Consider the following 24,662-nt stretch of genomic DNA (forward strand, 5'->3'; position numbering starts at 1 on the left):
TTAGAGGAGTTCTAAAGTTGAATCGTTCTAAACTAGATTGCGGCGCTCAGGAATCTTTGCCCTAGCTGGCAAGAACCCTTTGACGGGGAAACAGAATTTCCACCAGCGTTCCCTCGCCGGGCGTCGAGGAAATGGTGAAGTTCGCCCGGTTGGCTTCGGCCATCGCCTTGGTCAGAGGCAGGCCGAGCCCGGTTCCTTCGCCCCGTCGGCGCGATGTCGGGTTAACCTGCTGGAACGGTAACATCGCGATCTCGATTTCGTGTTCGGTCATCCCGATGCCGCTGTCGCGGAATCTGAGGGCGACGTCGCCCTCCGCCACGTAGCTGGTCGACACGATGATCTGCCCGCCCGGCGGCGTGAACCGGATCGCATTCGAGACGAGGTTCATGGCGATCTGCCGGATCGAGCGGTGGTCGGCGACGACCGGCGGCACCGAGGAGGGAAGGTTGGAGCGTACCAGCACCCGCTCGCGATTGGCCTGCGGCTGCATTAGCGCCACCACTTCCGCCATGACTGCGTTCAGCGACACCGCCTCGAAGGAAAGATCGAGCTTGCCCGCCTCTATCTTGGAAATGTCGAGGAGGTCGTTGACGAGGTCGAGCACGTGGTGACCCGACCGCTTGATGTCCTCCAGATATTCCAGATAGCGGTCGTTGCCGATCGGTCCGAAGCATTCGGTCGCCATGACGTCGGCAAAGCCGATGATGGCGTTCAGCGGCGTGCGCAATTCGTGGCTGACATTGGTGAGAAACTGGCTCTTCTGCACGCTTGCCGCCTCGGCCTGGCGGCGGGCGCTGGTCAGTTCCTCCTCGACGCGCTTCCAGTGGGCGATGTCGCGGATCACCGCGCACCAGCCGCGGTCGTCGGGCAGCGGCCCGAGCGTGATCGACAATGGGATGAAGCCGCCCTGTGCGACCCGGCCGATCACCTCGCGGCCTTCGTTGACGATCGCCGAGGCGCCGCCTTCGCGAAGGCTCTCCAGATACTCCATCGTCGCCTTCTGGCTCTCATGGGCGAAGAGCGTGACGAAGGGGCGTCCGGCGCTGTCGTTCTCGGCGATCCCGAAGAGCGCGTGCGCCGACCCGTTCATCGACCGGATGTTGCCGGCGGAATCGATGAACACCACCCCGTCCGTCGCCGTGTCGAGGACCGTGCTCAGCTCCCGCACTTCATGACGGAGCCGCTTGACCTCCTCGTCTTGCGCCGGCTCGTCGCGCTCCATCTCCCCACGCAGGGCCGCCACGCTGGCGCCGGGCGAGGCGAAGAAGGACATGACGAGGCAGGATCGCCCGGCGATGGTCGAGCGCTGCATATGGGTGCGCACGGCGATCGTCTCGCCGGTGACGCGGCGGATCGTCAGCTCGCCCGCCACCGCGTCGTCGCGGTCGGCAAAGAGATGCGCCAGCCCTCCTTCCGCCTCCAGCGCGCCGACGCTCTCATAGCCGGTCAGGTCGAGGAACTCGCGATTGCCGTAGGCGAGGGCTTCCCGGGCCTGCACTAGCACCGGCAGCGGCAGATGCGCGTAGACGGTCGCCAGCTCTTCGATGAGCCGGCGATCGGATTCGGCGAGGAGCGCCGCCTGTTCGGCCTCGTCCGCCTCGTCGTCCTCATCGCCTGCCGGCACCGACGCCGAGTCCGGTGCCGCCGCAGACTCCTCCGTGACCGGCCCCTCGCGCCGATCCTGCTCGACGGCCTCTTCGGCGAAGGTCTCGATCCGCTGCGCCGCCATCCGGACGGCCTGTTCCAGCCCGCGCGGCGCTTCGTCGTCGGAGAGCGTCTGTCCGATGCGGCGGAACGCCTCTTCCTCGGCCTGGCTGAGCGCGCCATCCCGCGGGCGGCGACGTTCCTCCAACCGGATCACCTTGGGTACGGCCTCGCCATCCTGGCGCCGCTCCGCCGCGGGGCGTCGACCGAAGGGCGTCACCTCATCCGGCGTGGTCGCAAAATCCTCCGGCACCTCGTCCCGGTCGGACGGCGCGGACTCGTTGTTGCCGGGCGCCACGCCTGCCAGGGCGAGGCCGAGCTTCTCGGGATCCGCGACGGCCTCGGCGAGACGGACGATGCCGAAGCCACGAAAGCCGTCGAAGCTGCGGTCGCGGGCATAGACCGGCAACGCCGCGAGATCGACCGGCGCCTTGCGGTCGGAATTCTCCACCGGCCAGTGGATGACCCGGCCGGACCAGGTGTCCCGGCGCTCGAGCAGCTGCGCCACCTCGCCGTCGGGATCGAGGCCGTAGGCCCGAGCGACATCGGCGAAGCTGCGATCGACCACGTCGGCCGAACGCGGCCCGACGGCTGCGGCAAATTCCGGCGAGAGGGAGCGGAAGCGCCCGTCGCTGTCGATCCGCCAGACGAACCGGACCGAAGCGATATCGAAGCGCGGATCGAATGGTGCGCTCGCGGCGTCATGACGCGTTGCCGCCTCGTTCGCTTCGTCGTCTGCCACGGCAGCCGCCTCGGGGGACGCGTCTTCCTGATCGAGGGGATCGGCCGGGGCGTCTGCAACCGGCAGGTGGGAGAAGTCGCCATCCGTCGCCGGCAGCAGGTCCGGCTCGGCGAGGGCAGGTTCTTCCGCGGCAACGGGATCGATCGACGCCGGCTCCTCCACCGGCGACATCTCCTCATCCGTATCGCGTGTCTCGATCAGCGGTAATTCATCGCACTCGGATGACGGTGGCTCGACGGGTTCGTCCGGTTCTGCGACCGTCACCGCCGGACCCCAGACGGAGCGCAGAGGGCGCAGGCCAGTGGGCGCCGGGTAGCCAGAAGCGTCGGACGCAGGTCCCTCGCACCGCGAATCCTCGGCGCCGTGCGGTGCCTGCGCCTCGTCTTCGGCAGCCTCGCCCTCCTGCTGCTTCCGGCCGTTCACCGACCCGGCGATCTCGACGGGCGGATCCTGCGTTTCTCTCGGGGTCGACTGGTTTGCCGCTTCGACCGGTGCCGACTCGCTTGCAGGATGGCGGGCATACCAGCGTGTCAGGAGCGCGCTCATCCCCGTCTTGCGGCGATCCGGGGCGACATTCTCAGGCGCCCGTGCCGATTCTTGATGCGGATTTTGTGCACCGGCGGTGTGGGGCGTCTCGCCGGGCACCGGTTCTGCGGCGGCATCCGTCCTGTAGACGAGGACATGGTCCTCGCTCAGCCGCGCCAAGCCCAAGGGGTCGGCCTGCTCGATGAACCGGAAGGCTTCGCCCGACGCCAGGAAGCCGGGGACGGCTGCGTCGTCCAAAACGATGCCCGGCGCATTCTCGCCGGAAAAACACCCGCCGTCCGGCGTCCAGATCTCGCCGAGCGGCATGCCGGTTTCGACCAGCAGGCGCCGGGCAGCTGCTTCCACCGTTTCCGCCGAAGCTGACGAAGCGGGGAGCGTGACCAGCACCAGTTCGCCGTGCTGCTCAAGGTCGAGGCGGGCCACGCTGGCGTCAACCAGCGCGCCGCCGGGGCTGCGCAGCCGCACGGCCGTGGCGCCGGCCGCGAACATCCGCGCCGAGGCACGAAGCTGCCGCGCCGCCGCAGAAACGGGAGCGGCATCGCCGGACAGTCGAGGGCCGGGGGAACCGATCTGGAAGAAGGCCGCGCCGTTCGTGTTGGCCCACACGAGTTCCGAGAGGTCGGGTTTGAACACGGCAAGGCCGGCGCCGATGGCGTTTGCCTGGCGCGTTCTAGGATGTGCCATGATCGCGAGTGCGAGGGGCACCGTCGATGTCGCCATGAGCAACGCTTCCAACCTTGCCGTCGAATTGCGCCTCAGCGCATTCCGCACCTCTTCGGGGCCGATGTTAACAGTCGATTCATAATAGCGACCGGCCCGTGAATCCAGAATCTTCGGCTTTTCGACCGATCAGTCGGTCCAAAGGGTTAACGGCCGAAGGGCCCGCCGGATCTCGCTTATGTTGCACTGCACAAAAATTGTTGCTATTGAAATAGGCAGCCGCGCCATAGGATGGGCCGCGGCACGAGACCGAGAGGAGACAGTCGATGGCAGACCAGAAGAATACCGCGAACGACCCCTTCGCCATGCCGAATCCGCAGGCGATGATGGCCGGCATGGACCCGGCGCAGATGTCGGAAGCCTTCCGCGCCATGACGCAGAAGTCGATGGAGCAGTCCAAGGAAGCCTATGGCCGGATGAAGGCTGCCGCCGACGAGGCGACCAAGGCGCTGGAATCGACCATGGAGAATGTCCATCAGGGCTCGCTGCAGCTGTCCAAGAAGGCGATCGACGCTATGCGCAGCAACGCCGAGATGGGCTTTCAGCACCTCGACAAGATGATGTCTGCCAAGTCCTTCGCCGAAGTCATCGAAATGCAGACCGCCTATGTGCGCAAGCAGGTCGAGATGGTGACGGACCAGGCCAAGGACATGCAGAAGCTCAGCCAGTCGGTGGCGCAGGAAATGATCAAGCCAGGCCGCGACGCCTTCCAGAAGGCCAGCAAGACCAGCTGATGCTTCACCCGGCGGCGGACGTCCCCAGGGGCCTCCGCCCGTCGGGCAGATAACCCGCCGCCCAAGGGGGCGGCGGATTACCGCTCTGAAGTCCATGGCCACCGCCGTTCGGACTGCGGCGGTGATGCCCGAGGCCAGGTCGCACCGGCCCGGCGGGCGCGCTATCCTGCCGACACGGCCCGGATGGGCTTGCGTGCGGCGCCGAAAGATTTTATCTCGTCGGTTCGCGGACGAAAGTCCGCCGTGCGGTTGTAGCTCAGTTGGTTAGAGCGTCGGATTGTGGCTCCGGAGGTCGGTGGTTCGAGACCACCCAACCGTACCATTCAAAAGCCCATAAAGTCGGTTAGTTGGACAAGCCCGCCCAGGTCTCCGGGTGGCTTCCTGTCTGAGCCCGAGGCTCTTCCCGTCGCCCTTGAGCACGACGTCCGTCGCGCTTTGGACGGCGGGTCATGACGACCTGAGCCACCTCGGCGTCACCCCTTCGCGAGGCTGGCGTGGCGCTCGTCTTCGCCTGCGGCGGGGGCATAGCTTGTGGCATCGCGCTCTGGTCGTCGGCCTGCTTCCGCAGGCACCTGCTTCCGGTCGTGTCCTCGGACACGCGATCCCTCTCGTCGTCCGCTATCCGCTGTACATCGTCACCGGGAAAAACATGGGAGCAATCGCGGTAACCGCGTTGATCCGTGCCCTTAGACGCGTCGATCAGTAGCGGGCCCGCTCGTCGCCATGCGCCGATCACCGAAGGTCCATGAGCTCCTGGCAAGGCTTCGAGAACTTTCGCGCAGAATCGCGGAGGCAGCTCTTGATGGTCAGCGGATTGAGGCCGTCACATATTTCTCGCATCTCCTGCTGGCAAATATGAGCAGTCGCCCAGAAGGATCGGCACGTTGAAGAGAGCTGAGAGCTGTTTCTTTCGACGCAATCCGTAATCGCATCCGGGGTCAGCCGCCATGGGCGTAGGCACAGTGACCTTATTTCCGCTCCGCAGGCGTCTTTGACAACCGGCGAGAAGCCCGCTGCTTCAACTGCTCGCGTTGAGCCTATGGTGATGATCCCGCATAAAAGGAGGAATGAAAGAACCTCAAGAGCTCGATTGCCGATTTTTGAAATCGACCCGGCGTGATTACTATTTATCATCAAGGTCCGCCGAATTTAATGTGCAGCAGAGAATGCATTCGTCTTTACCAGCCATCCCCGGCTTTGAAGCTCGCGCCTGGCAGAAGCGGAGGCGCTTCCGGATATCCAGATTTCCGGTTTGAAACCCTCTCTGCGCGGTTCCTTGAGCGCCAGGGTGAGCTCGGAAAGCTGCGCCGCATTTCCTGATGTCCAGAAGAGTTCGTCGGATGCGAAGAATGCGACTCTTCGGCCATCATCTAGCGCGAGCACCGGAACGTCCTCGACGACTGCCGCGTTCGCGGCCCGCGCCCCGTCGAACGGCTGTTGCGCCATGTAGGCCATGGTATGTAGCGCCGCGAATGCACCGTGTCTGGTTCTGCTGTCCGGGATGGAGGAGGCGAGTGCGTCGAGTCCGGGAGTTCCGGAAAGCCTTTCCAGGAATCCGACGGCCTGTGTTTTCTCCGATGGCGTGAGTTTGTCGGCTAACAGGAAGCGCTTGATGACGCCTTCGGAGATCCCGAGCCTCTGAAGGCGCTTTCGATTGGCTGCGGCCATATCGTCAGCTGCCATATCCAGATTTTCCGTGGCCCAGGATTCGAGGGTGCCCAATCCGGAAATCACCGTACCGGCTTCGCCCGTGACGAAGCCCAGCGCCCTGCTGGCGCCAAAACCGCCTGCGGCAGAATACGACGCGACCTCGTCAAGTTTCTGCGAAAGTGGGACGAAATGCGTATAGGGATCGACCTTCAGTGCCTCTGCGATCCGCCGCCGTTCTTTCGGCCTGTCCACGATCTTCTCGATCAAGCTATCGCTCTCGCGATCGGGCCCGCGTTTTTCCGGCATCCGGAAAGCGGTGACGACTTCTCCCGCTTGCGAAAGACCGCGTTGGACCGCATGGAATCGTCGTTCGAAGTTTCCGCGGGTTGCCCGTGCGGCTCCGATCGGATTGGACACGGTGGTGAACAAGCCTTTTACGGGCGCTATGACGGCGCCGCCTGCGGCTCGAGCGAATTCGACTGGCGGTGAGTAATTCTTGAGCATGTTCAAGGCCTGCAGCTCATGAACATGCTTTTTCGCCGGGCCGTCACCAACCACCGTGTAGGTCCCGTACTCCGTTTCGAACGTGTAGACGTGGAACCGGCCGTCGCTCGCCACCTTTGGCCGCACTGTGTAGCCTTGGCCGGCGTGCGCTGTTCCCAACAGCATCGAGGCCGAGTTCGCTTTTGGAACTTCGCTGCGGGAACTGGTCGTGGGAGGCGCTGCCGTCCGAGCCGCCGCGGTGACGGGTGCATAGTCGAACATCAGGCCGTCGGTACTGCTGCTGGTGCAACCCGCGAGGAAGACGAGGACCGCAACCGAGCCGGATTTCCGCAATCTGCAAAACACCGTTGAGGTGCCCTTAACGGCCCTGGGAGAGTTCCGGGTAGAAGAAGTCTCATCGGGTGCGGCGCTCCGTTTTCTGCTTGTTGTGGTCCCGGATGATTGCGCCAACATTACCGCCACCGCTCGTGTCGAGCGGTAACCCTTATCGCAGGGCGACCTGATCATGATGGCCGGCGCGCGCCGGCCGAGATCGTCACGCGGGTACTGCGTGCTGAGGTTTGGTTGTGCCGGACCGGGAGAACGGCAGAGCCTCAGTTCCAGCTCTGCCAATACCTTATCCCAGGAATCCATCCATGACGGAGGCACGTAATGCCGCCGCAATGGAAGCTCCCGAAGCTATGGGCGAATGCGGGCGGCCGTCATGAAGCTGCGGTCGCTTCCGTAATCAGCCCCGCCGCGATCGCGGCACAGCGTTGAAGATGGGGCCTCGTCTCGGCGACCGCCTCACGAGCGGGTGTGTCCCCGGTCGGCGGGCGCTGCCAGCCCCACGACGAAAACAAAGAGAACCTCATTCATGGCAAAAGCAGCGGCTCATGGTTCAGGAACGGGTGCAGGGGAGGCTCATCCCGCGAACGGGATGGGGCGCATCTGGGCGGACAGTCAGATGCATGCGCCTGCGCCGGAAGCGACGGCCAGAGTACTGATCGTCGAAGACGATATCGAGATCGCCGTAATGCTGGGCGAAGCCCTCTTCGAGAGCGGGTATCATCCGGTGGTGGCGGATACGGCCGTCGTCATGGACCGGATCCTTCGGCGGCAGTCGTTCGACTTGATCATCCTCGATGCCATGCTCCCAGGAGAGGATGGGTTCAGCATCTGCCGCCGCCTGCGTGCAGCCGCATCGACCCCGATCATCATGCTCACGGCGTTGCGCGAAGAGGTCGACCGCATCGTGGGGATCGAGCTTGGTGCCGACGACTACATCACGAAGCCCTTCAGCTCCCGCGAATTGCTAGCCCGGATTCGAGGCCTCTTGAGGCGATCGGCGTATGGGCCGGAACATCGTGACCGTCGAGAGCCGCTGACATTCGAGGGATGGCGGATCGACCCGGTGTCGCGCCAGCTCCGCAATTCCAAGAACGTCCATGTGTCGATGACGACCGCGGAGTTCGATGTGCTTTTGGCATTCTGCCGCAACCCCGGGCGAGTGCTGTCCCGCGACCAGCTACTCGGCATGACTCACGCGGGTCTCGCCGGACCCGTCGAGCGAAGCATCGACGTGCATGTCAGCCGGGTGCGCCAGAAGATCGAGTCGAATGCCCGCGAACCGACGCTGATCAAGACCGTACGCCTCGGCGGCTACATCTTTACGCCCGACGTGGCGCCAGTTTGATGCGCTCCTGGTTCCTGTCTGGCTCGATCAGGCGGCAGATCACCGCGCTGGCGATCGGCCCGGTCATCTTGGTGGCGTTGATCGCCCTGGTGACCCAGCCTCTGTGGCCGCAAGTCTACGAAAGTACGTCCTACGCGGAGAAGACGGCGGTTCAGATCGAGACGGTTGTCGACCAGGTGCGGATGTCGGACCGGCCGGGCCAGGTCGCCGCGATCCTGGATGCCGCCAGCAAGACTGGACTGCGGGTAGAACCGGTATGGCTGACCGAACTCGAGGACTCCTCGCAACCATCGACGGCTAGGGGCGACGTTCGTGATCGGGTGCGCGCCGATCTTCCGGCGTCGATGCATCCTGTCTTGCGCGACAGGACCCGGAGCGGCGAACTTTCCGACGTCATCGTGGTGCGGGTGGACCCGGACACGGCCCTGGCGTTCTCGCCCGCTCCCGCCGGAGAGGACTCCTTCATCAGCGACAAACAAATCAACTTCATGTTGAAGTCGTTGATCGTCCTCCTGCCGGTTCTAGCGTCGTCCTGCTACGCAGGCTGGCTGATCACCGCGCCGCTGATGCGGTTTGCCGACGCTGCGCAATCGATCGGTCCCGACACCGGCCATGACCGACCCTTCGAGGAGGATGGCTCGCTTGAGATGCGTCAGCTCGCCGCCGCTCTCAACGACATGCGCAGCCGAGTACGCGAAATGCTGAAGGACCGCACGAATATGCTGCGCGCCATCAGTCACGATCTGCGCACGCCGCTGACGCGCCTGCGAATGCGGGCGGAGCGGTCGACGCAACCGGAGTTGTCGGCGGCGATGCTGAATGACATCCGGCGGATCGATGAGATGATCCACGAGACGCTGACGTTTCTCAGCAAGGACGTCTCCGCCGAACGTCCGATCAACGCAGATCTTCCGAGCCTTCTGCGCACCATCTGCTCCGACTTTTCCGACCTGGGCTTTTCCGTAACCTACGAAGGGCCTGAAAAATCCGTCTATCCTTGCAGGCCGAAGGCATTGGCGCGGGCCATAACCAACCTCGTCGACAACGGCACCAAGTTTGGCGACACCGTAATCGTCAGCCTGACCGTTCCTCCGACCGGCGAGGTGCAGATCGATGTGAGCGACAATGGGCCAGGTGTCCCGGAGGAGCTTCGCCGAAAGGTGCTGGACCCGTTCTTCAAGGCCAGTTCCGCCCGAACCGCCAACCAAGGCGGTGGCTTCGGGTTGGGGCTGTCCATCGTCGAGGACATCGTCAGGGGCCATGGGGGTTCGATGCAGTTGCTGGAATCGCGATCCGGCGGCCTTACCGTCCGCGTGGAGCTTCCAAGCATCGGGCCAGAAACGCGGGAGCCGATGCCCCGGCACGTTCTGGGTCGCCGACAGACGGCCTAGGCAGGGGTGCCTCAGAACAGGTCGCCCTGGCCACCGGCGTCAGGGGCCCGTCGCGGCGCGCGGGGCTTTGGCCTCGGTGGCGCCGGCGCCACCGCAGTCGCCGCCGCATCGCCGGTCGCGACAGCTGCCCGGCGCTCCCGTCCGGCAAACTCCACCTCGAAATGAATCCCTGGTTCCAGACCGCTCGCACGCACGATCGGCACATCGCCGGGCCCGCGGATGATGGCGTAGCCGCGCTCCAGCACCCGCCGCGGATCGAGGCTGGTCGCCACCCGCCAGGCCGCCGCGAGGCGCTGGCGTCGCGCATCGGCATTCCGGGCCGCGGCCACAGCCAGCCGTTCCCCGAACGCATCAAGCCTCAGACGGGCGGCTTCGCTGCGGGCGCGGATCATATGCGGCTGCAGATGCGCCGCGACGCGGTCGAAACGCTGGCGCCGGGCCACGACCAGCGCCTGCACGGCATGCGCCGCGTGGCTCTCGTGATGGCGAAGGTCGGCGCGCTTTTCGCGCAGCATCGAATCGAGCGTCTTGGGCGTCAGGCGCGACGCGATCTCGCCATAGGCGCGGCGCTTGTCGCCGACCGCGACGCGCAGGCACTGGCCGAGCGACGTCGTCGCCTCGTCGAGGCGCCGGCGCGGCAGGGCCAGCAGCATGTCGGGCGTCGGCAGCGCGCGGGCCGTGGCGGTGACGGCCCTGCGCTCCTGCTCGAGCCGGCGCGAGATCGCCCCGGCGTGGCGGGCGTGAAGGTTCGCGAGATTGGCGAGCAGGTCGGCTCGAACCGGCACCGCCATTTCCGCGGCGCCGGTCGGCGTCGGCGCGCGGCGGTCGGCCGCATGGTCGATCAGCGTCCAGTCGGTCTCGTGCCCGACCGCGGAGATAAGCGGGATCGCGGAGGCGGCCGCCGCACGCACCACCGCCTCGTCGTTGAAACCCCAGAGATCTTCCAGGCTGCCGCCGCCGCGCGCGACGATGATCACGTCCGGCCGCGGGATCGCGCCGCCCGGCTCGATGGCGTTGAAGCCGGCGATCGCCTCAGAGACTTCGGCGCCCGACGTCTCGCCCTGGACCCGCACGGGCCAGACCAGGATATGCACCGGGAACCGGTCGGCGATGCGATGATGGATGTCGCGGATGACCGCGCCGGTAGGCGAGGTCACGACGCCGATGACGCGCGGCAGGAACGGCAAAGCGCGCTTGCGCTCCGGCGCGAACAGGCCCTCCGCCTCCAGCTTGCGCTTGCGCTCGGCGAGCAGCGCCATCAGCGCGCCGGCGCCGGCCGGCTCGATCGTCTCGATCACGATCTGGTATTTCGACGAGCCGGGGAAGGTGGTCAGCCGCCCGGTGGCGATGACCTCCAGCCCTTCCTCCGGCTTGAAGCCCAGCTTGACGAAGGCGGTGCGCCAGACGACGGCGTCGATGCGGGCCTTGTCATCCTTGAGGCAGAAATAGGCGTGGCCGGACGAATGTGGGCCACGATAGCCGGAAATCTCGCCGCGCACCCGGACATGGCCGAAGGCATCCTCGACGGTACGCTTCAGCGCGCCGGAGATTTCCGAGACCGTGTATTCGGCAACGTTGGAGACGGCGGATTCGACGGAGAGGCTCATGGCGTCACTGTGCGGCTTGCGCGGCCGGGGTCAAGGCCGCGGCGCCCACGGCTTTGGCACCGGGCGCCGGTTACTTGACCAGCGAGACCATGCCGCGCGCCCGCTGCGGCCGCCCGGTTCGCGTGTCCGGCAGATGCGAGGGGCGTGCCTGGCTCTCCGGCGGCGCGAGATTGGCGAGGCTTTCGCGAATGTGCTCGACCAGCGCGGAGACAACCGGCCCGTCGGCGCTGCGCGAGCGGATGACGCCGATCTCGGTGTCCATCAGCGTCGGGAAGTTGTCGTATTCGCCGAGGATCCGCATGCCGGGGCGCAGGGCGCATTCCGGCAGCACGCTGATTGCAAGGCCCGAGAGCACCGCGGAGGTGACGATCTGCGCCGACCAGGAGGTGAAGAGCACCTTGTAACGGCGGCCGATCCGGTCGAGCGCGGCGCAGCCCTGGGTCCGCCAGACGCAGTCCGGCCGCCCCAGCGCCAGCGGCAGCACCGGCTCGTTGTGGGTATCGTGCGAGGCGGAGGCGACGAAATGCAGCGGTTCGCGCCGCACGATCTCGGGCAGCTTCGCGCCGGGATAGCAGTCCGACACGAGGGCGACGTCGAGCCGGCCCTTCTCCACGTGTTCGGTGAGGTTGGAGGATGGCTCGCAGGCGATCTGCAGCTCGACCAGCGGGTTGGAGCGGGAGAAGCGCGCCAGGATCTCCGGCAGGAAGCGCTCGGCATAGTCGTCCGGCAGGCCGATCCGGACATGGCCCTGCATGGCGTCCTCGTCGAACGCCGACAGCGTCTCCTGGCTCAGCGCCATCATCCGCCTGGCGTAGGCGAGCAGGCGCGAGCCGTCGTCGGTGATGCGGATCGTCCGGCCGGTGCGTTCGAACAGGCTGACGCCGAGGCGATCCTCCAGGCGCCGCATCTGCATCGAGACGGCGGACTGGGTCTTGAACACGTCGTCGGCGGCGCGGGTGAAGCTGCCGGCGTCGACGATGGCGACGAAGGTTCGGAGCTGGTCGAGATCGAGCGGGGCAGTCATCGGCTTTCCCATCACTGAGAATGATGCTTCATATTACGAACATTCGTTGGTCTAATCAATCGACGCCAATTACCTTCATTCTTGTCAGGAACAACTCGGGGGTCGGACCGGTCGACACGCCGCAAGGCGTGGCGTCGCCGCCCCCGCTTTTTCCGGCGTTCACATGGCTGCGAAAAGGAGACCAAGCCATGACCATCATCCATAAGCCCCTCTGGGATGCACCCGCTGCCTCGATCCGTCAGGCGGGAAAGACGGTATTCGGCGCAGCCAGCGCGATCGTCAGGACGATGGGTAATCGCCGCGCAGCGCGCCGACTGAGCGAGATGCCGGATTATCTCCTGACGGACCTCGGCATCCGCCGCGATGACGTGAGCGAAGCGTTGCATGCGGACTGGCATCAGGACCCGACCTATCGGCTGGCGATGGCCGCGGCCCGCCGCCGGCGCGGCCTCGCCGACTGAAATCTCAGCTTCGGCGCCTCAGACGCCGGAGCCCTCCGCTTCATCGACGGTCGCCGGCGACAGCAGCAGCTTGTCGATGCGGCGACCGTCGAGATCGACGACTTCCACCGTCCAGCCGTTCCACGCGAAGCGGTCGCCGACTTCGGGAATCGCCCCGAAGCGGTCCAGGGCAAAGCCCGCGACGGTCTGGTAGTCGCGGGCCTCGGGAAAACCGAAATCCGGCAACGACGACGCGACCGCGTCCACCGACATCGTCGCGTCGACCAGCCACGATCCGTCCGGCCGTTGCACCATTGCGGGTTCTCCCTCGGGAGTTTCCGGCAGCGTGCCGGCGATGGCGACAAGGATGTCGGTTGGCGTGACGATCCCCTCCAGCGAGCCGTATTCGTCGAGCACCACGGCGAGATGGATCTGCGTCGTCCGGAAACGGTCGAGCAGCTTCAGGATCGGCATCGTCTCGTGGACGTAGAGCGCCTCGCGCATCGCCGTGCTCAGATCGATCGTGCCGTTCCGGCGCTGCTGTTCCAGCAGGTCCTTGGTCTGAACCAGCCCCACCACGTCGTCGCTGTCGGTATCGATCACGGGAAAGCGCGAATGTCCCGCCGCGATGATCTCGTCGAGGACGATCTCGGCGGGATCGTCGAGATCCACCCATATAACGTCCGGTCGCGGCACCATGATGGAACGAACGGTGCGGTCGGCGATGCGGATCACCCCTTCCAGCATCTGCCGTTCCTTGGGCTTGAAGACGCCGCTGACAGTGCCCTCGGCGATCATTGCCCGAACGTCTTCCTCGGTCACTGCGCCGCTATTGTCGCCGCTCGAGCCGAGCAAGGAGGACACCGCCTCCGTCGAGACCCGCAGCAGCCAGACGAGCGGTGCGCCGATCCGCGCCAGAAGGCTCATGAACGGCGCGACGAAGGCCGCGATCTGCTCGGCCCGACGCAGCGCGAAGCGCTTCGGCACCAGTTCGCCGAAGACCAGCGACAGATAGGTGATCGCCACGACGACGATGATGAAGGCCGCCGTCTCGGCGTAGGGGCCGACCAGCGGCCAGTCCACCATGACCGCCGCCAGCGGAGCGGCCAGAACCGATCCGCCATAGGCGCCGGCGAAGATGCCGACGAGGGTGATGCCGACCTGCACGGTCGAGAGAAATCCCGTCGGGTCCTCGGTCAGGCGCAGCGCCGACTTGGCGCCGCGGCGGCCCTCCTTGGCCATCTGTTCCAGCCGCGAGCGGCGCGCCGAGACCAGCGCCAGTTCCGACATCGCGAAGAACCCATTGAGCAGAATGAGGAAGAGGATGATGGCAATTTCGACGATGGGCACTGGTCAGTCCGGCAACGAGGGTTCGGGGGTCTTTGAACGGATGTCAGCCGGTCTCGCGATCGCCGCCGCCGTAACGGCGGAAGATCGCCATCATCTGCTGCGCGTAGTCGTCCTGAAGCTGCTCGCCGGCCTTGACCGGATCGTCGGGTACTGGCTTGCCCGCCCGCGCGGCGCCGGCATCGGGGCTGCTCTCTGCCGCCTCGTCCTGCGGGGTCTCGGCAGGGGTCATGCCGCGCAGGAAGCCGCCCATCATCGCCTCGAAGGGAAGAAAGGCGGCGAGAGGATCGGCCGGCGGGGCGGTCGGCTCGGCGCTCGGCTGCGCCGGGGCCGCCGCGCCGGTGGGCGGCAGCCACGGCATCTCGCCCTTCAGCGCATTGCCGAACAGATTGCTCAGATATTCCGACCCCGTTGCCTGTGCGGGGTGGCGGCCGTCACCGGCATCTGACGGCCGGCCGAGTGCCTCCATCGCATTCGCCCCGCGGCGCATCATCTCGGCCATGGCGGCGGAATAGTTGCCCTCAGCCAGACCTTTGGGCTGGTTGCGCGCGGCGTTGACCATCATCGTCTGGACCATGGTCTGCATGGTCAGGATCGACAGATTGCGCATCAGGGCCTCGACCGTATCGGGGGCGACGCCGCTGGCCATCGAGACCTGGCGCGACACCGCGGCGGCCAGATCCCCCGAACCGAACAGTGCGGCGGCGAGGTCGCGTGCGGCCTGCGTCTGCGCCAGCGCCGGATCGGTCAGGCCGTTGGCGTTCCAGAATGGGCGAAAGTGATGCGAGAGGCTGGCCCAGGCGGCCGGATCGAGCATCGCGCGCTGCAGCGCCAGCGTGAAGGCGGGGGCGAGCGCATCGGCCGTCTTGCGCATCTCCTGCTGCGACAGCTTGAACGAGTCGGCAAGGCGAAAGGCGGCAAGGCCGGAATCGCCCGCAGTCAGCCAGTCGAAGAAGTCGGTCATTGCGATCCCGGTTCGCAGCGTGCCTCGGCGCGACCGCCGAACGATGCCCAAACATGCAGATGGTGCGCCAACGGCGCCAGCCAAGCATGAATCGGTCGCGCACGCATCTATTTCCCGCCAGTGGGATGCAGTGATCGCCGTCCGACGCCGGATCTCAGTAGGTGAGATGCTTGAAAACCCGCTCCATCGACCGGTCCCACTGCTCCTCGTAGAGCCGGACCAACTCCTCGCCGGAGGTCGTGCCGCGGGCGACGACCTCCTCCAGCGGCGCCAGGAAATGGCTTTCGTCGTTGCCTTCCTCGTTGCGCCGGTTGCGGGCGACGAGGCCCTGGCGTGCCAGCCGGACGGTCTCGCGGGCAAGGTCGAGGACGGTGCTGTCCCGGAACGGCGTGCGGAAGCCGCTTCGCGGCACTTCAGCGCGCATCGCTGAGACTTCCTCGAAGGTCCAGTCGCGGGTGAATTCGTCGACGGCCTGAAGGGTCGGACCGTCGTAGAGCAGCCCGACCCAGTAGGCCGGCAGCGCGCAGATCCGCCGCCACGGACCGCCATCGGCGCCGCGCATCTCGATGAAGGTCTTCAGCCGCACGTCCGGGAACAGCGTCGAGAGATGGTTGGTCCAGTCGCCGAGTTGCGGCTCGGGATCGTCGATCCGGCCCTTCAGGGCGCCGTCCATGAACTGGCGGAAGGTGACGTCGGTGGTGTCGTGGTAGCGGCCGTGGCGGGTGACGAAATACATCGGCACGTCGAGTGCCCACTCGACATAGTCGCGATAGGTGAAGTCCGGCTTGAACACGAAGGGCAGGAGGCCGGCGCGCTGGTTGTCGACGTCCGACCAGACATCGGAGCGCCACGAACAGAGACCGTTGGGCTTGCCCTCGGTGAAGGGCGAATTGGCGAACAGCGCCGATGCCACCGGCTGCAGGCGCATGCCGACCTGCATCTTGCGGCGCATGTCGGCCTCGTCGGCAAAGTCGAGATTGACCTGGATCGTCGCGGTCCGCAGCATCATGTCGAGGCCGCGCGTGCCGACCTTCGGCATGTAGTTCCGCATGATCGCATAGCGCGATTTCGGCATGATCGGCGTCTCGGCGAGCGTCCAGGTCGGCGAGGAGCCGATGCCGAGGAAGCCGATGCCGAGATCCTTGGCGACGGCGCGCACTTCGGCGAGATGCGCGTTGGATTCGCGGCAGGTCGCGTGGATCGTCTCCAGCGGCGCGCCGGAGAGCTCGAACTGGCCGCCCGGCTCTAGCGAGATCGCGCCCTGGCCGTTGCTGCCGTAGAGCCCGATGATCTTGCCGTCGTCGACGATGGCTTCCCAACCGGACAGCGCCTTCATGCGCTCCAGGAGCGCCGCGATGCCGCGCTCGCCCTCGTAGGGCACGGGAGAGAGGTCCTCGGTGTAATAGCCGAACTTCTCGTGCTCGGTGCCGATCCGGAACGCGCTCTCGGGCTTCTCGCCGGACTTCAGATGCGCCGTCAGGTCCTCGACCGAGGAGACCGGCGTCAGATCGGTGGTGTCGCGCGCCATGGCATTCCTTTTCCTTCGGTCGATATCCGGCGCGGATCTCTAGAAGACCCGGGCGGAGCCGCAACGGGTTGCCCAATGACGCGTGCGAACGCAAGAGGCTTTGCCGTTGACGGTGCGGCCTCTATCGAAGCCTCAGCCCTCGCGCCAGTCCCCGACCGCCGCTTGCAGGACGGCGAGCGCTGCGACGGCAGCCGTGTCGGCCCGCAGAATCCGCGGCCCGAGCGACATCACCGTGACGAAGGGCAGGGCGCGCAATGAGGCCCGCTCGTCCTGCGAAAACCCGCCTTCCGGGCCGACGAGCAGGGCCAGCCTACCGGGCGGCATCGACCGCAGCGTCTCGATGGGGCTTTCTGCCTCCTCGCGTTCGTCGCAGAAGATCAGATGCCGGGCAGGGTCCCAGCCGGCTAGCAGCGTGCCGAACCCGATCGGCTCCCGGCAGTCGGGGATGGACAGGATGCCGCACTGCTCTGCGGCTTCGACGGCGTTGGCGCGCATCCGGTCGATATTGATGCGCGAGGCCTGGACGTGCTGCGTCATCACCGGCTGCAGCGTGCCGGCACCCATCTCCACCGCCTTCTGCACCATGTAGTCGAGGCGGGCATGCTTCAGCGGCGCGAAGAGATAGAGAAGGTCCGGTGCGGGGATCTGGTCCCGGGTCCGCGCGAGCGGAACGAGGTCGAGCTTCTTCTTTGCCGGCTTCCGAAGTTCGCAACGCCATTCGCCGTCGCGCCCGTTGAAGGCGAGGACTGTGTCGCTTTCACCGAGCCGCAGCACGTTGAGAAGGTAGTTGGCCTGCACGGCAGTCGCCGCGATGGCTTCGGCATCGGCGAGATCGGACTCCACGTAGAGTCGCGGGCTCTTGAAGTCGTGGCTTGGCATTTCGGTCCCCGCTGCTGCACACCCCTCATGCCGGAACTCGCCGGACGGGTCGAGGGGACAACTGCGGAGGGAGCCAATGGCGGGAATTCGGCTAGCCGGAAGCCCAAGTGGAGTTCAGGTCCCGACAACAGCATACCCGCATCGGGACCTGTAAAGGGCAGGGTCAGCCGGAGAGCTCCCGGCGATAGGCGACGTTCAGATCGGGCCGTCAATGCGGCTTGGCGAGATCGGGTCGGAAGCCGGAAACGTCTCGTCCAGCGCCTCGTCGAGTTCTTCCTCGTCCGTCATCAGCCCTTCCTCGATGTCCTCCGCAGAGCGCTCGTCCGTATCGGGGGTCTCGCGCTCGACGCCTTTGTCGACGCCTTCCTGCGAACGGTCCCGGGGACCGGTGCCTGCCATGACCTGTTGCTGATGCGTCGTCATCGTATTCACTCCTGTGTGTCGCCGAATGAACGGTACGCGCGGTCCGACGTTCCGTACGGGCCTCTGGATCTTCTCAGGACAGCGCCGGACGCCGTGCAAAGGCTGCCGCGATCCCGGCGCCGATCAGGAAGGTGCCGCCCAGCCGGTTCAGGGAACGCAGGAAGCGCTTCTGGCGCACGAGACGGCGGGCCCGGCCGGCGATCAGCACGTAAAAGAGCGCGTTGAGAATGCCCAGCACGACGAACACGGCGACGAGAACCACCGCCTGCGGACCATAGGCTTTGCCAGGATCGAGGAATTGCGGCACGAAGGCCACGAAGAAGACGATGCCCTTCGGATTGAACAGCGTCACCAGGAACGCGTCGCGGAAGACCCGCGCCGAAAGCCTCTTGGCAGGCGGGAGATCTCCGGCTTCGTCATTCGTCGAGAGTGAGGTGGGTGATCGCCACATGCGCATGCCGATCCAGACGAGATAGGCGGCGCCGGCCCATTTCAGCACCATGAAGGCGGTGGCGGAGGCCGAGAGAAGGACGCCCACACCAGCCAGCGACAGGCCGGCGGCGAGGAGATCGCCGAGGCCGACACCGGCAATGCTGGCGAGCGCCACCGATCGCCCATGGGCCAGCGCCTGGCCGACGACCATCACGATGGTGGGCCCCGGGATCGCCAGCACGATCAGCGAGGCGAGCGCGAAGGCTGCGAGGGTGGCGGGTTCGACGGGTATGGTGACGGCTCCCTGAGGACTGCGACAGCAATCCACCGGCGTCGCCCCCGGTCAAGACACGTCGGCTCCTTCAGCCGACGATGATGATGTGCAGGGCCCGGGGCCCGTGTGCGCCGAGCAGCAGCACCTGCTCGATGTCGCCGGAGCGAGACGGCCCGGTGATGAAGTTCACCGACCGGGGCATCCTGCCCTCGCCGTAGCGCTGGCGCAGCGCCGGGAACAGCGCCTCCATGTCGCCCTCGATGTCGGCGGCCCGGATCACCACGATGTGGTTCTCCGGCAGGAAGTTCAGGCTGGTGGGGTTCTCCTGTCCCGAGACGAGGCAGAGCGTGCCGGTCTCGGCGATCGCCGCCTCGGCATGCGACAGCGCGTTGAGGTCGTTGCCGTCGCTGGCGCCGCGGCGGATCGTCAGCGCCGTCGCCTCGAAATCCGCGCCGGCGATGCGCGGGTCCTCGCAGAGCCGCAGGTCGGCAGGGAAGTTGTTCTCTCGCAACCAGCGCGAGACTTCCGCGGGGAGCTCGCCATAGCCGCCGATCCGCGCCGTCGTGGCGTGGACCTTCTCGGCCATGGCGATGAACAGCGCCACCTGCTCGTCGTGCGGCAATTGTCCGCGCCGGGGCACGACGCCCGGCGCCTTGCCGGCGAGCCGCGCATCGACGATCCGCTGGCGTTCGGGATCGTGCGGCCGGCCGCCATTGGCGCGGCGGATGCGGCCGAGGATCGCGTCGCGGGTCGAGGCGCTCAATGTTTGGCTCCGTTCGTGCGCGCGGCGTATTGCTGCATGAAGGTCTTGCCCTCCGGGGCCGGCAGGTCGCGCCATTTCGTCCAGCCGCCGGCGAGCGGCAGCGAGGCGAAGCGGCGCTTCGATCCGCCGGCGCGGTTCAGGAGCGGCATGGCGATGGAGACTGCCGCCCGGTAGAGCTTCGGATGCCGCGCGAAGAACGCCCAGACGCGGAGCCCGGCGCGCTGCGTCGTCGGCTGCAGATGGCTCTCGAACTCCTTCTCGCGCCAGTGCCGCATCATCTTCGGCAGCGGGATGCGCATCGGGCAGACGCTCTCGCAACGGCCGCAGAAGGTCGAGGCGTTCGGCAGGTGCCCGGCCTTCTCGACGCCGATCAGCGACGGCGTGAGCACCGCGCCCATCGGCCCCGGATAGACCCAGCCGTAGGAATGGCCGCCGACCGCATGATACACCGGGCAGTGGTTCATGCAGGCGCCGCAGCGGATGCAGCGCAGCATGTCCTCGAACTCCGTGCCGAGCATGTTGGAGCGGCCGTTGTCGATCAGGATGACGTGGTACTCGTCGGGCCCGTCCGGATCTTCCGGGCGCTTCGGCCCGGTCGACAGCGTCGTGTAGACGCTCATGTCCTGACCGGTGGCCGAACGGGCGAGGATCCGCAGGATCTGCGCCATGTCCTCCAGGGTCGGCACCAGCTTCTCGATCGAGGCGAGGACCACGTGGCACTTGCCGAGCAGCTGGGTGAGGTCGCCATTGCCCTCGTTGGTGACGATCACCGAGGAGCCGGTTTCGGCGATCAGGAAGTTGGCGCCGGTGACGCCGATATCGGCCTCACCGTATTTCTGGCGCAGAATCTGCCGCGCCTCGCCGAGCAGCATCTCCGGCTCGACCAGGCTGCGCATCGGGTCGAGATCGACGTGGACCCGGCGGAAATCGGCCTCCACCTGGTCGCGGTTGACGTGCACGGCCGGCGCGATGATGTGGCTCGGGTGCTCGCCGCGCAGCTGGATGATGTATTCGCCGAGATCGGTCTCGATCGGGACGATGCCGTTCTTCTCGAGGAAGGCGTTGAGCCCGATCTCCTCGGAGATCATCGTCTTGCCCTTGGTGACGGTCTTCGCCTTCCGGCGCCGGGCGATGTCGAGGAAGATCTGGTTGGCGTGGTCGGCATCCTCGGCGAAATGCACGATGCCGCCGCTGGCCTGCACCTTGGCGACATAGGCCTCGATATAGAGGTCGAGATGCTTCAGCGTGTGGTTCTTGATGGCCACCGCATTGTCGCGCAGCGCATCGAACTCCGGCAGCGCGTCGACCGCCTTCTGCCTTTTGTCGATGAAGCCGCGCTCGACATTGCCGAGCGCCCGCTGCAGGTCGACATCGGCGAGCGCCTTGACGGAATTGGCCTTGAACGTCTGTGAGGTGATCTGCATCGGGCGGGCCTATTCGAAAGCGTGGTCGCGGCGCGGCGTCATCGGTCAGCGACGGCCGGCGGCGAAGGAGAGCGGAGCCGTTGCGGAGCGGTCGCTCACAGCTTGCCGCCGATCGGCGGCGCGTCGGTCATTCCCGCCAGCACCTCCGCGACGTGCCGGACCTCGACGGCAATGCCCTCGCGCTTCAGCTTGCCGTCCATGTTCATCAGGCAGCCGAGGTCGCCGGCCAGCAGCATGTCGGCGCCGCTCATCCCGACATTGCGGGCCTTCTTGGTGACGATGGCGTTGGAGATGTCGGGATATTTCACGCAGAACGTCCCGCCGAAACCGCAGCAGACTTCGGCATCCTTGAGTTCGGCAAGCGCCAGCCCGTCGACGCTCTCCAGCAGCATGCGCGGCTGCCGCTTGATGCCGAGCTCGCGAAGGCCGGAGCAGGAATCGTGGTAGGTCGCGGTGCCCGAGACCTGCGCGGTGACTGTCGTCATGCCGCGAACGTCAGTAAGGAAACTGACCAGTTCGTGGACCTTGTCGGAGAAGGCGGCGACGCGCGTCTCCCAGGCCGGATCACCAGCGAAGAGCTCCGGATAATGCTTCTTCAGCATGGCGGCGCACGAGCCCGACGGGGCGACGACATAGTCGAATCCCTCGAACGCCGCGATCACCTGCTCGGCGATGGCGCGTGTGTCGGCCCGGTCGCCGGAATTGTAGGTCGGCTGGCCGCAGCAGGTCTGGGCCGCAGGCACGCTCACCGTACAGCCGGCTTCCTCGAGAAGCTTGATGGCGGCAAAGCCGACGCTCGGCCGGAAGAGATCGACGAGGCATGTGACGAACAGCGCGACGCGGGGCTGCCCGGCATGGGAAACGGCATTCACGTTCAAGGGCTTCTCCCTGGCGAGGTCCGATCCCCGCTTATGTCAGGCCGCTGTTCTGAGCCGGTTTTGCGGCGGGTGCAAATCAGTCTTGGTATCCGCCCCCGCCATCGGCTAGCAAGAGCGGCACGGCAAGGGGACTGAAGATGAGCGGGATCACATTGCGCAAGGCCTCGTTCGACCGTTTCCCCGCCGATCCGCGCCGTGCGGCCGTGCTGGGCGAACTGCACGCCCGGCCGTTTCCGCTGATCAAGCCGCCGCGGGTCCTGGTTGTCCTCGCCTTCATGATCGAGGACCACGGCCAATCGGACCTCGCGGTGCTTTCGGATCTGTCGACGCGTCAGGGCGTGCCGCCGCCGGCCGCCGGTGCGCGAACCCATTCCTTCGCCTTTGGCAAGGGTAAGCTGCGCTGGGAACGCCATACCGAATTCTCCACCTATTCATGGGACGGGCCGCCGCCCGAGGGCTTCGGCGACGCGGTCGGCGGCCACCCGTTCGGCTCCGAGTTCCGGGCGCCGGGTCTGTTCATCGCCGGCGTCCGCATCGAGCTGCGACCGGACGACGCGGCAGGGCAGGCGGCGCTGGAGAGCTTCGACAAGACCAGCTTCTGCTTCTCGACAATGGAAGGCGGGCTTGCCCGCGCCGCCACCGATTTTCGGCAGGACGGCGACGGATTGACGCGGATGCTGGTGCTCGCCGACGATCTGCCGGCGCCGCGGGCCGGTGCGCTGGCCATGCGCCTCGTCGAGATCGAGATCTACCGTACGCTGGCGCTGCTCGGCCTGCCGCTCGCCCAGTCGGTCGGACCGGCCATCCAGGCCCTCGAGGGCCAGCTGATGACGATCACCGAGGAGATGACGAGCGGCACCGAGGACAGCCGCAACCTGCTTCAGGAGATCACGCTCGCTGCCGCCCAGGTCGAGGCGTCCGCCGCCTCGGTGCTCTATCGCTTCGGTGCCAGCCGCGCCTATGACGAAATCGTGCGCGAGCGGCTGGGCGCTGTCGGCGAGCAGCCGATCGTGGGCCAGGAAAGCTGGAGCGCCTTCCTGAAGCGGCGCATGGGTCCGGCGATGCGCACCTGCCGCGCCATCGAGGAGCGACAGGCGGGCCTTTCGGAGAAGCTGAGCCGCGCCGCGAATCTGCTGCGCACCCGCATCGACGTCGAGCTGGAGCACCAGAATCGCGACCTCCTGTCTTCGATGGACCGGCGGGCGCGGCTGCAATTGCGGCTGCAGCAGACCGTCGAGGGCCTCTCCGTCGCCGCCATCGGCTACTACGTCGTCAGCCTATTCGGCTACATCGCCAAGGCTATCGAGCACGAGGGCTCGCCGGTTTCGGCGACGGTCATGACGGCCCTGTTCGTGCCCGTTGCGCTCCTCGTCGTCTGGCTCGTCGTGCGGCGGCTGCGCATTACCCACATGAAGGGCAGCGGCGAAGACGGGCACTGATGCCGCACGCCGGGATGCAGTGTGTGGACGCGGCCGGGCCGGACGCCTAGTTTCGAAGCGAACCGGGAGTGAGACAATGGCCGTCATGATGCCGAAGCCATCGCAGGCGATCCTCGCGCGTCGCGCGGCGATCGTTGGCGCCTTGCGAGCCATCGTGCCAGGCGAGGGCGTCGTCGATGCCGCCAACGAAATGGCGGTGTTCGAATCGGACGGCCTCACCGCCTATCGCCAGATGCCGCTCGTCGTGGTGCTGCCCGACACGGTCGCTCAGGTCGCGGCGGTCCTTGCCTATTGCCACGCCAACGACATTCCGGTGGTGCCGCGGGGCTCGGGAACCTCGCTGTCGGGCGGGGCCCTGCCGCTGGAGGACGGCGTGCTGCTCGTCCTGTCGAAGTTCAACAAGGTCATCGAGATCGACTACGACAATCGCTGCGCCGTCGTGCAGCCGGGCGTCACCAATCTCGGCATCACCAAGGCCGTGGAGGGTGAGGGCTTCTACTACGCGCCGGATCCGTCGTCGCAGATCGCCTGCTCGATCGGCGGCAACGTCGCGGAGAACTCCGGCGGGGTCCACTGCCTCAAATACGGCCTGACCGCCAACAACGTCCTCGGCATTGAGTTCGTCACCATTGAGGGCGAGGTGATGCGGCTCGGCGGCAAGCATCTCGACGCCGAAGGCTACGACCTTATCGGGCTGATGACCGGCTCGGAGGGGCTGCTCGGGGTCGTCACCGAAGTGACGGTGCGCATCCTGCAGAAGCCGGAGACGGCGCGCGCCGTGCTGATCGGCTTTCCGACCTCCGAGCAGGCCGGCGAATGCGTCGCCGCCATCATTGCCAAGGGCATCATCCCGGGCGGCATGGAGATGATGGACCGGCCGGCGATCCACGCCGCCGAGGACTTCGTCCATGCGGGCTACCCGCGTGACGTCGAGGCATTGCTGATCGTCGAGCTCGACGGCCCGGGCGCCGAGGTCGACCATCTGCTCGCAGAGGTGGAGGCGATCGCCAACGCCAATGGCGCGGTGACCTGCCGGGTCTCGCAGTCGGACGAAGAGCGCGCCGCCTTCTGGGCTGGCCGCAAGGCGGCGTTCCCGGCCGTCGGGCGCATCTCGCCGGATTATTACTGCATGGACGGCACGATCCCGCGCAAGGAACTGCCGAAGGTGCTCGCCGGCATGAAAGCGATGTCGGAGAAATACGGCCTGCGCGTCGCCAATGTCTTCCATGCCGGCGACGGCAATCTACACCCGCTGATCCTCTACGACGCCAACAAGGAGGGCGAGCTGCACCGGGCCGAGGAATTCGGCAACGACATCCTGCGCCTGTGCGTCGCCGTCGGCGGCGTGCTCACCGGCGAGCATGGGGTGGGCGTGGAAAAGCGCGACCTCATGCCGGAAATGTTCAACGAGGACGACCTGAAGCACCAGCAGCGGGTCAAATGCGCCTTCGACGCCAAGCACCTGCTCAACCCGGGAAAGGTCTTCCCGCAGCTCCACCGCTGCGCCGAGCTCGGCCGCATGCATGTCCACAAGGGGCAGGTGGCCTTTCCCGATCTGCCGAGGTTCTGATGGC

At 66.4% G+C, this 24,662-nt stretch carries 19 protein-coding genes and 1 tRNA gene; 7 read left to right on the forward strand and 13 right to left on the reverse strand.

Annotation, left to right across the window (positions count from 1 at the left end; genetic code table 11):
• Positions 1 to 61: 61 nt before the first annotated feature.
• Entirely contained in the window at positions 62 to 3,712 is a 3,651-nt protein-coding gene (locus GGR03_RS09310) for an ATP-binding protein (RefSeq protein WP_183207359.1), read from the reverse strand.
• Between the two features lie 266 nt (positions 3,713 to 3,978).
• Here GGR03_RS09310 and GGR03_RS09315 point away from each other — a divergent pair, with 266 nt between their 5' ends.
• Both GGR03_RS09315 and GGR03_RS09320 read left to right on the forward strand, forming a co-directional pair.
• Positions 3,979 to 4,446 carry a phasin gene (locus GGR03_RS09315; RefSeq protein WP_183207360.1) on the forward strand — a complete coding sequence of 156 codons (468 nt, stop codon included), beginning with the start codon at positions 3,979 to 3,981 and terminating at the stop codon, positions 4,444 to 4,446.
• 245 nt (positions 4,447 to 4,691) lie between these two features.
• A tRNA-His gene (locus GGR03_RS09320) sits at positions 4,692 to 4,768 on the forward strand.
• Between the two features lie 827 nt (positions 4,769 to 5,595).
• Here the strand turns inward: GGR03_RS09320 and GGR03_RS09325 are convergent.
• Positions 5,596 to 6,861 carry a hypothetical protein gene (locus GGR03_RS09325; protein WP_183207361.1) on the reverse strand — a complete coding sequence of 422 codons (1,266 nt, stop codon included), beginning with the start codon at positions 6,859 to 6,861 and terminating at the stop codon, positions 5,596 to 5,598.
• Positions 6,862 to 7,519: 658 nt separating this feature from the next.
• Between GGR03_RS09325 and GGR03_RS09330 the strand changes: the two genes are divergently transcribed.
• Positions 7,520 to 8,275, forward strand: coding sequence for a response regulator (locus GGR03_RS09330; protein WP_418885031.1), 756 nt, complete (start codon positions 7,520 to 7,522; stop codon positions 8,273 to 8,275).
• On the forward strand, positions 8,275 to 9,666 hold the full coding sequence (locus GGR03_RS09335) for a sensor histidine kinase (RefSeq protein ID WP_246367771.1): 1,392 nt from the start codon (positions 8,275 to 8,277) through the stop codon (positions 9,664 to 9,666). The genes GGR03_RS09330 and GGR03_RS09335 overlap by 1 nt, the downstream gene beginning before the upstream one ends.
• Before the next feature lie 11 nt (positions 9,667 to 9,677).
• Here the strand turns inward: GGR03_RS09335 and xseA are convergent, their stop codons facing one another.
• A complete protein-coding gene (gene xseA, locus GGR03_RS09340; RefSeq protein WP_183207363.1) occupies positions 9,678 to 11,273 on the reverse strand; it encodes an exodeoxyribonuclease VII large subunit in 1,596 nt (531 codons plus the stop codon).
• Between the two features lie 70 nt (positions 11,274 to 11,343).
• Positions 11,344 to 12,297: a LysR family transcriptional regulator gene (locus GGR03_RS09345; protein WP_183207364.1), complete on the reverse strand. Its 954-nt coding sequence runs from the start codon at positions 12,295 to 12,297 to the stop codon at positions 11,344 to 11,346.
• A gap of 188 nt (positions 12,298 to 12,485) precedes the next feature.
• Between GGR03_RS09345 and GGR03_RS09350 the strand changes: the two genes are divergently transcribed.
• Positions 12,486 to 12,758, forward strand: a complete 273-nt coding sequence (locus GGR03_RS09350) for a YjiS-like domain-containing protein (RefSeq protein WP_183207365.1) — start codon at positions 12,486 to 12,488, stop codon at positions 12,756 to 12,758.
• Between the two features lie 18 nt (positions 12,759 to 12,776).
• On the opposite strand, the gene GGR03_RS24735 is transcribed toward GGR03_RS09350, so the two are convergent.
• From GGR03_RS24735 to GGR03_RS09395, 9 genes are all read right to left on the reverse strand, one after another.
• Positions 12,777 to 14,087 carry a hemolysin family protein gene (locus tag GGR03_RS24735; protein ID WP_183207366.1) on the reverse strand — a complete coding sequence of 437 codons (1,311 nt, stop codon included), beginning with the start codon at positions 14,085 to 14,087 and terminating at the stop codon, positions 12,777 to 12,779.
• A 43-nt stretch (positions 14,088 to 14,130) separates the two neighbouring features.
• On the reverse strand, positions 14,131 to 15,048 hold the full coding sequence (locus tag GGR03_RS09360) for a hypothetical protein (RefSeq protein WP_183207367.1): 918 nt from the start codon (positions 15,046 to 15,048) through the stop codon (positions 14,131 to 14,133).
• Positions 15,049 to 15,202: 154 nt separating this feature from the next.
• A complete protein-coding gene (locus tag GGR03_RS09365) occupies positions 15,203 to 16,576 on the reverse strand; it encodes a glutamate--cysteine ligase (RefSeq protein WP_183207368.1) in 1,374 nt (457 codons plus the stop codon).
• A 132-nt stretch (positions 16,577 to 16,708) separates the two neighbouring features.
• A complete protein-coding gene (locus GGR03_RS09370) occupies positions 16,709 to 17,455 on the reverse strand; it encodes a 16S rRNA (uracil(1498)-N(3))-methyltransferase (protein ID WP_183207369.1) in 747 nt (248 codons plus the stop codon).
• Between the two features lie 195 nt (positions 17,456 to 17,650).
• Entirely contained in the window at positions 17,651 to 17,878 is a 228-nt protein-coding gene (locus GGR03_RS09375) for a hypothetical protein (protein ID WP_183207370.1), read from the reverse strand.
• A gap of 73 nt (positions 17,879 to 17,951) precedes the next feature.
• The gene (locus tag GGR03_RS09380; protein ID WP_183207976.1) at positions 17,952 to 18,602 is read right to left on the reverse strand and encodes a LysE family transporter; all 651 of its coding nucleotides are present in this window, start codon (positions 18,600 to 18,602) and stop codon (positions 17,952 to 17,954) included.
• A 70-nt stretch (positions 18,603 to 18,672) separates the two neighbouring features.
• Positions 18,673 to 19,347 carry a LutC/YkgG family protein gene (locus GGR03_RS09385; RefSeq protein ID WP_183207371.1) on the reverse strand — a complete coding sequence of 225 codons (675 nt, stop codon included), beginning with the start codon at positions 19,345 to 19,347 and terminating at the stop codon, positions 18,673 to 18,675.
• On the reverse strand, positions 19,344 to 20,771 hold the full coding sequence (locus GGR03_RS09390; protein ID WP_183207372.1) for a LutB/LldF family L-lactate oxidation iron-sulfur protein: 1,428 nt from the start codon (positions 20,769 to 20,771) through the stop codon (positions 19,344 to 19,346). Before GGR03_RS09390 ends, GGR03_RS09385 begins: the two co-directional genes overlap by 4 nt.
• A 95-nt stretch (positions 20,772 to 20,866) precedes the next feature.
• Positions 20,867 to 21,649, reverse strand: a complete 783-nt coding sequence (locus GGR03_RS09395) for a (Fe-S)-binding protein (RefSeq protein ID WP_210292070.1) — start codon at positions 21,647 to 21,649, stop codon at positions 20,867 to 20,869.
• A 137-nt stretch (positions 21,650 to 21,786) separates the two neighbouring features.
• On the opposite strand from GGR03_RS09395, the gene GGR03_RS09400 reads away from it, so the two are divergent.
• Positions 21,787 to 23,088: a DUF3422 family protein gene (locus GGR03_RS09400; RefSeq protein ID WP_183207373.1), complete on the forward strand. Its 1,302-nt coding sequence runs from the start codon at positions 21,787 to 21,789 to the stop codon at positions 23,086 to 23,088.
• Positions 23,089 to 23,164: 76 nt separating this feature from the next.
• On the forward strand, positions 23,165 to 24,658 hold the full coding sequence (locus GGR03_RS09405; protein ID WP_183207374.1) for an FAD-linked oxidase C-terminal domain-containing protein: 1,494 nt from the start codon (positions 23,165 to 23,167) through the stop codon (positions 24,656 to 24,658).
• The last annotated feature ends 4 nt before the right edge of the window (positions 24,659 to 24,662 follow it).

Source organism: Aurantimonas endophytica (assembly GCF_014196845.1).
GTDB classification, from domain to species: Bacteria; Pseudomonadota; Alphaproteobacteria; order Rhizobiales; family Rhizobiaceae; genus Aurantimonas; species Aurantimonas endophytica.

Bases quoted from the DNA above. Each gene is read 5' to 3' on its own strand.
- GGR03_RS09310 (WP_183207359.1), bottom strand. From the start codon at position 3,712: ATGGCGACATCGACGGTGCCCCTCGCACTCGCGATCATGGCACATCCT.
- GGR03_RS09315 (WP_183207360.1), top strand. From the start codon at position 3,979: ATGGCAGACCAGAAGAATACCGCGAACGACCCCTTCGCCATGCCGAAT.
- GGR03_RS09325 (WP_183207361.1), bottom strand. From the start codon at position 6,861: ATGTTCGACTATGCACCCGTCACCGCGGCGGCTCGGACGGCAGCGCCT.
- GGR03_RS09330 (WP_418885031.1), top strand. From the start codon at position 7,520: ATGGGGCGCATCTGGGCGGACAGTCAGATGCATGCGCCTGCGCCGGAA.
- GGR03_RS09335 (WP_246367771.1), top strand. From the start codon at position 8,275: ATGCGCTCCTGGTTCCTGTCTGGCTCGATCAGGCGGCAGATCACCGCG.
- xseA (WP_183207363.1), bottom strand. From the start codon at position 11,273: ATGAGCCTCTCCGTCGAATCCGCCGTCTCCAACGTTGCCGAATACACG.
- GGR03_RS09345 (WP_183207364.1), bottom strand. From the start codon at position 12,297: ATGACTGCCCCGCTCGATCTCGACCAGCTCCGAACCTTCGTCGCCATC.
- GGR03_RS09350 (WP_183207365.1), top strand. From the start codon at position 12,486: ATGACCATCATCCATAAGCCCCTCTGGGATGCACCCGCTGCCTCGATC.
- GGR03_RS09360 (WP_183207367.1), bottom strand. From the start codon at position 15,048: ATGACCGACTTCTTCGACTGGCTGACTGCGGGCGATTCCGGCCTTGCC.
- GGR03_RS09365 (WP_183207368.1), bottom strand. From the start codon at position 16,576: ATGGCGCGCGACACCACCGATCTGACGCCGGTCTCCTCGGTCGAGGAC.
- GGR03_RS09370 (WP_183207369.1), bottom strand. From the start codon at position 17,455: ATGCCAAGCCACGACTTCAAGAGCCCGCGACTCTACGTGGAGTCCGAT.
- GGR03_RS09375 (WP_183207370.1), bottom strand. From the start codon at position 17,878: ATGACGACGCATCAGCAACAGGTCATGGCAGGCACCGGTCCCCGGGAC.
- GGR03_RS09390 (WP_183207372.1), bottom strand. From the start codon at position 20,771: ATGCAGATCACCTCACAGACGTTCAAGGCCAATTCCGTCAAGGCGCTC.
- GGR03_RS09400 (WP_183207373.1), top strand. From the start codon at position 21,787: ATGAGCGGGATCACATTGCGCAAGGCCTCGTTCGACCGTTTCCCCGCC.
- GGR03_RS09405 (WP_183207374.1), top strand. From the start codon at position 23,165: ATGGCCGTCATGATGCCGAAGCCATCGCAGGCGATCCTCGCGCGTCGC.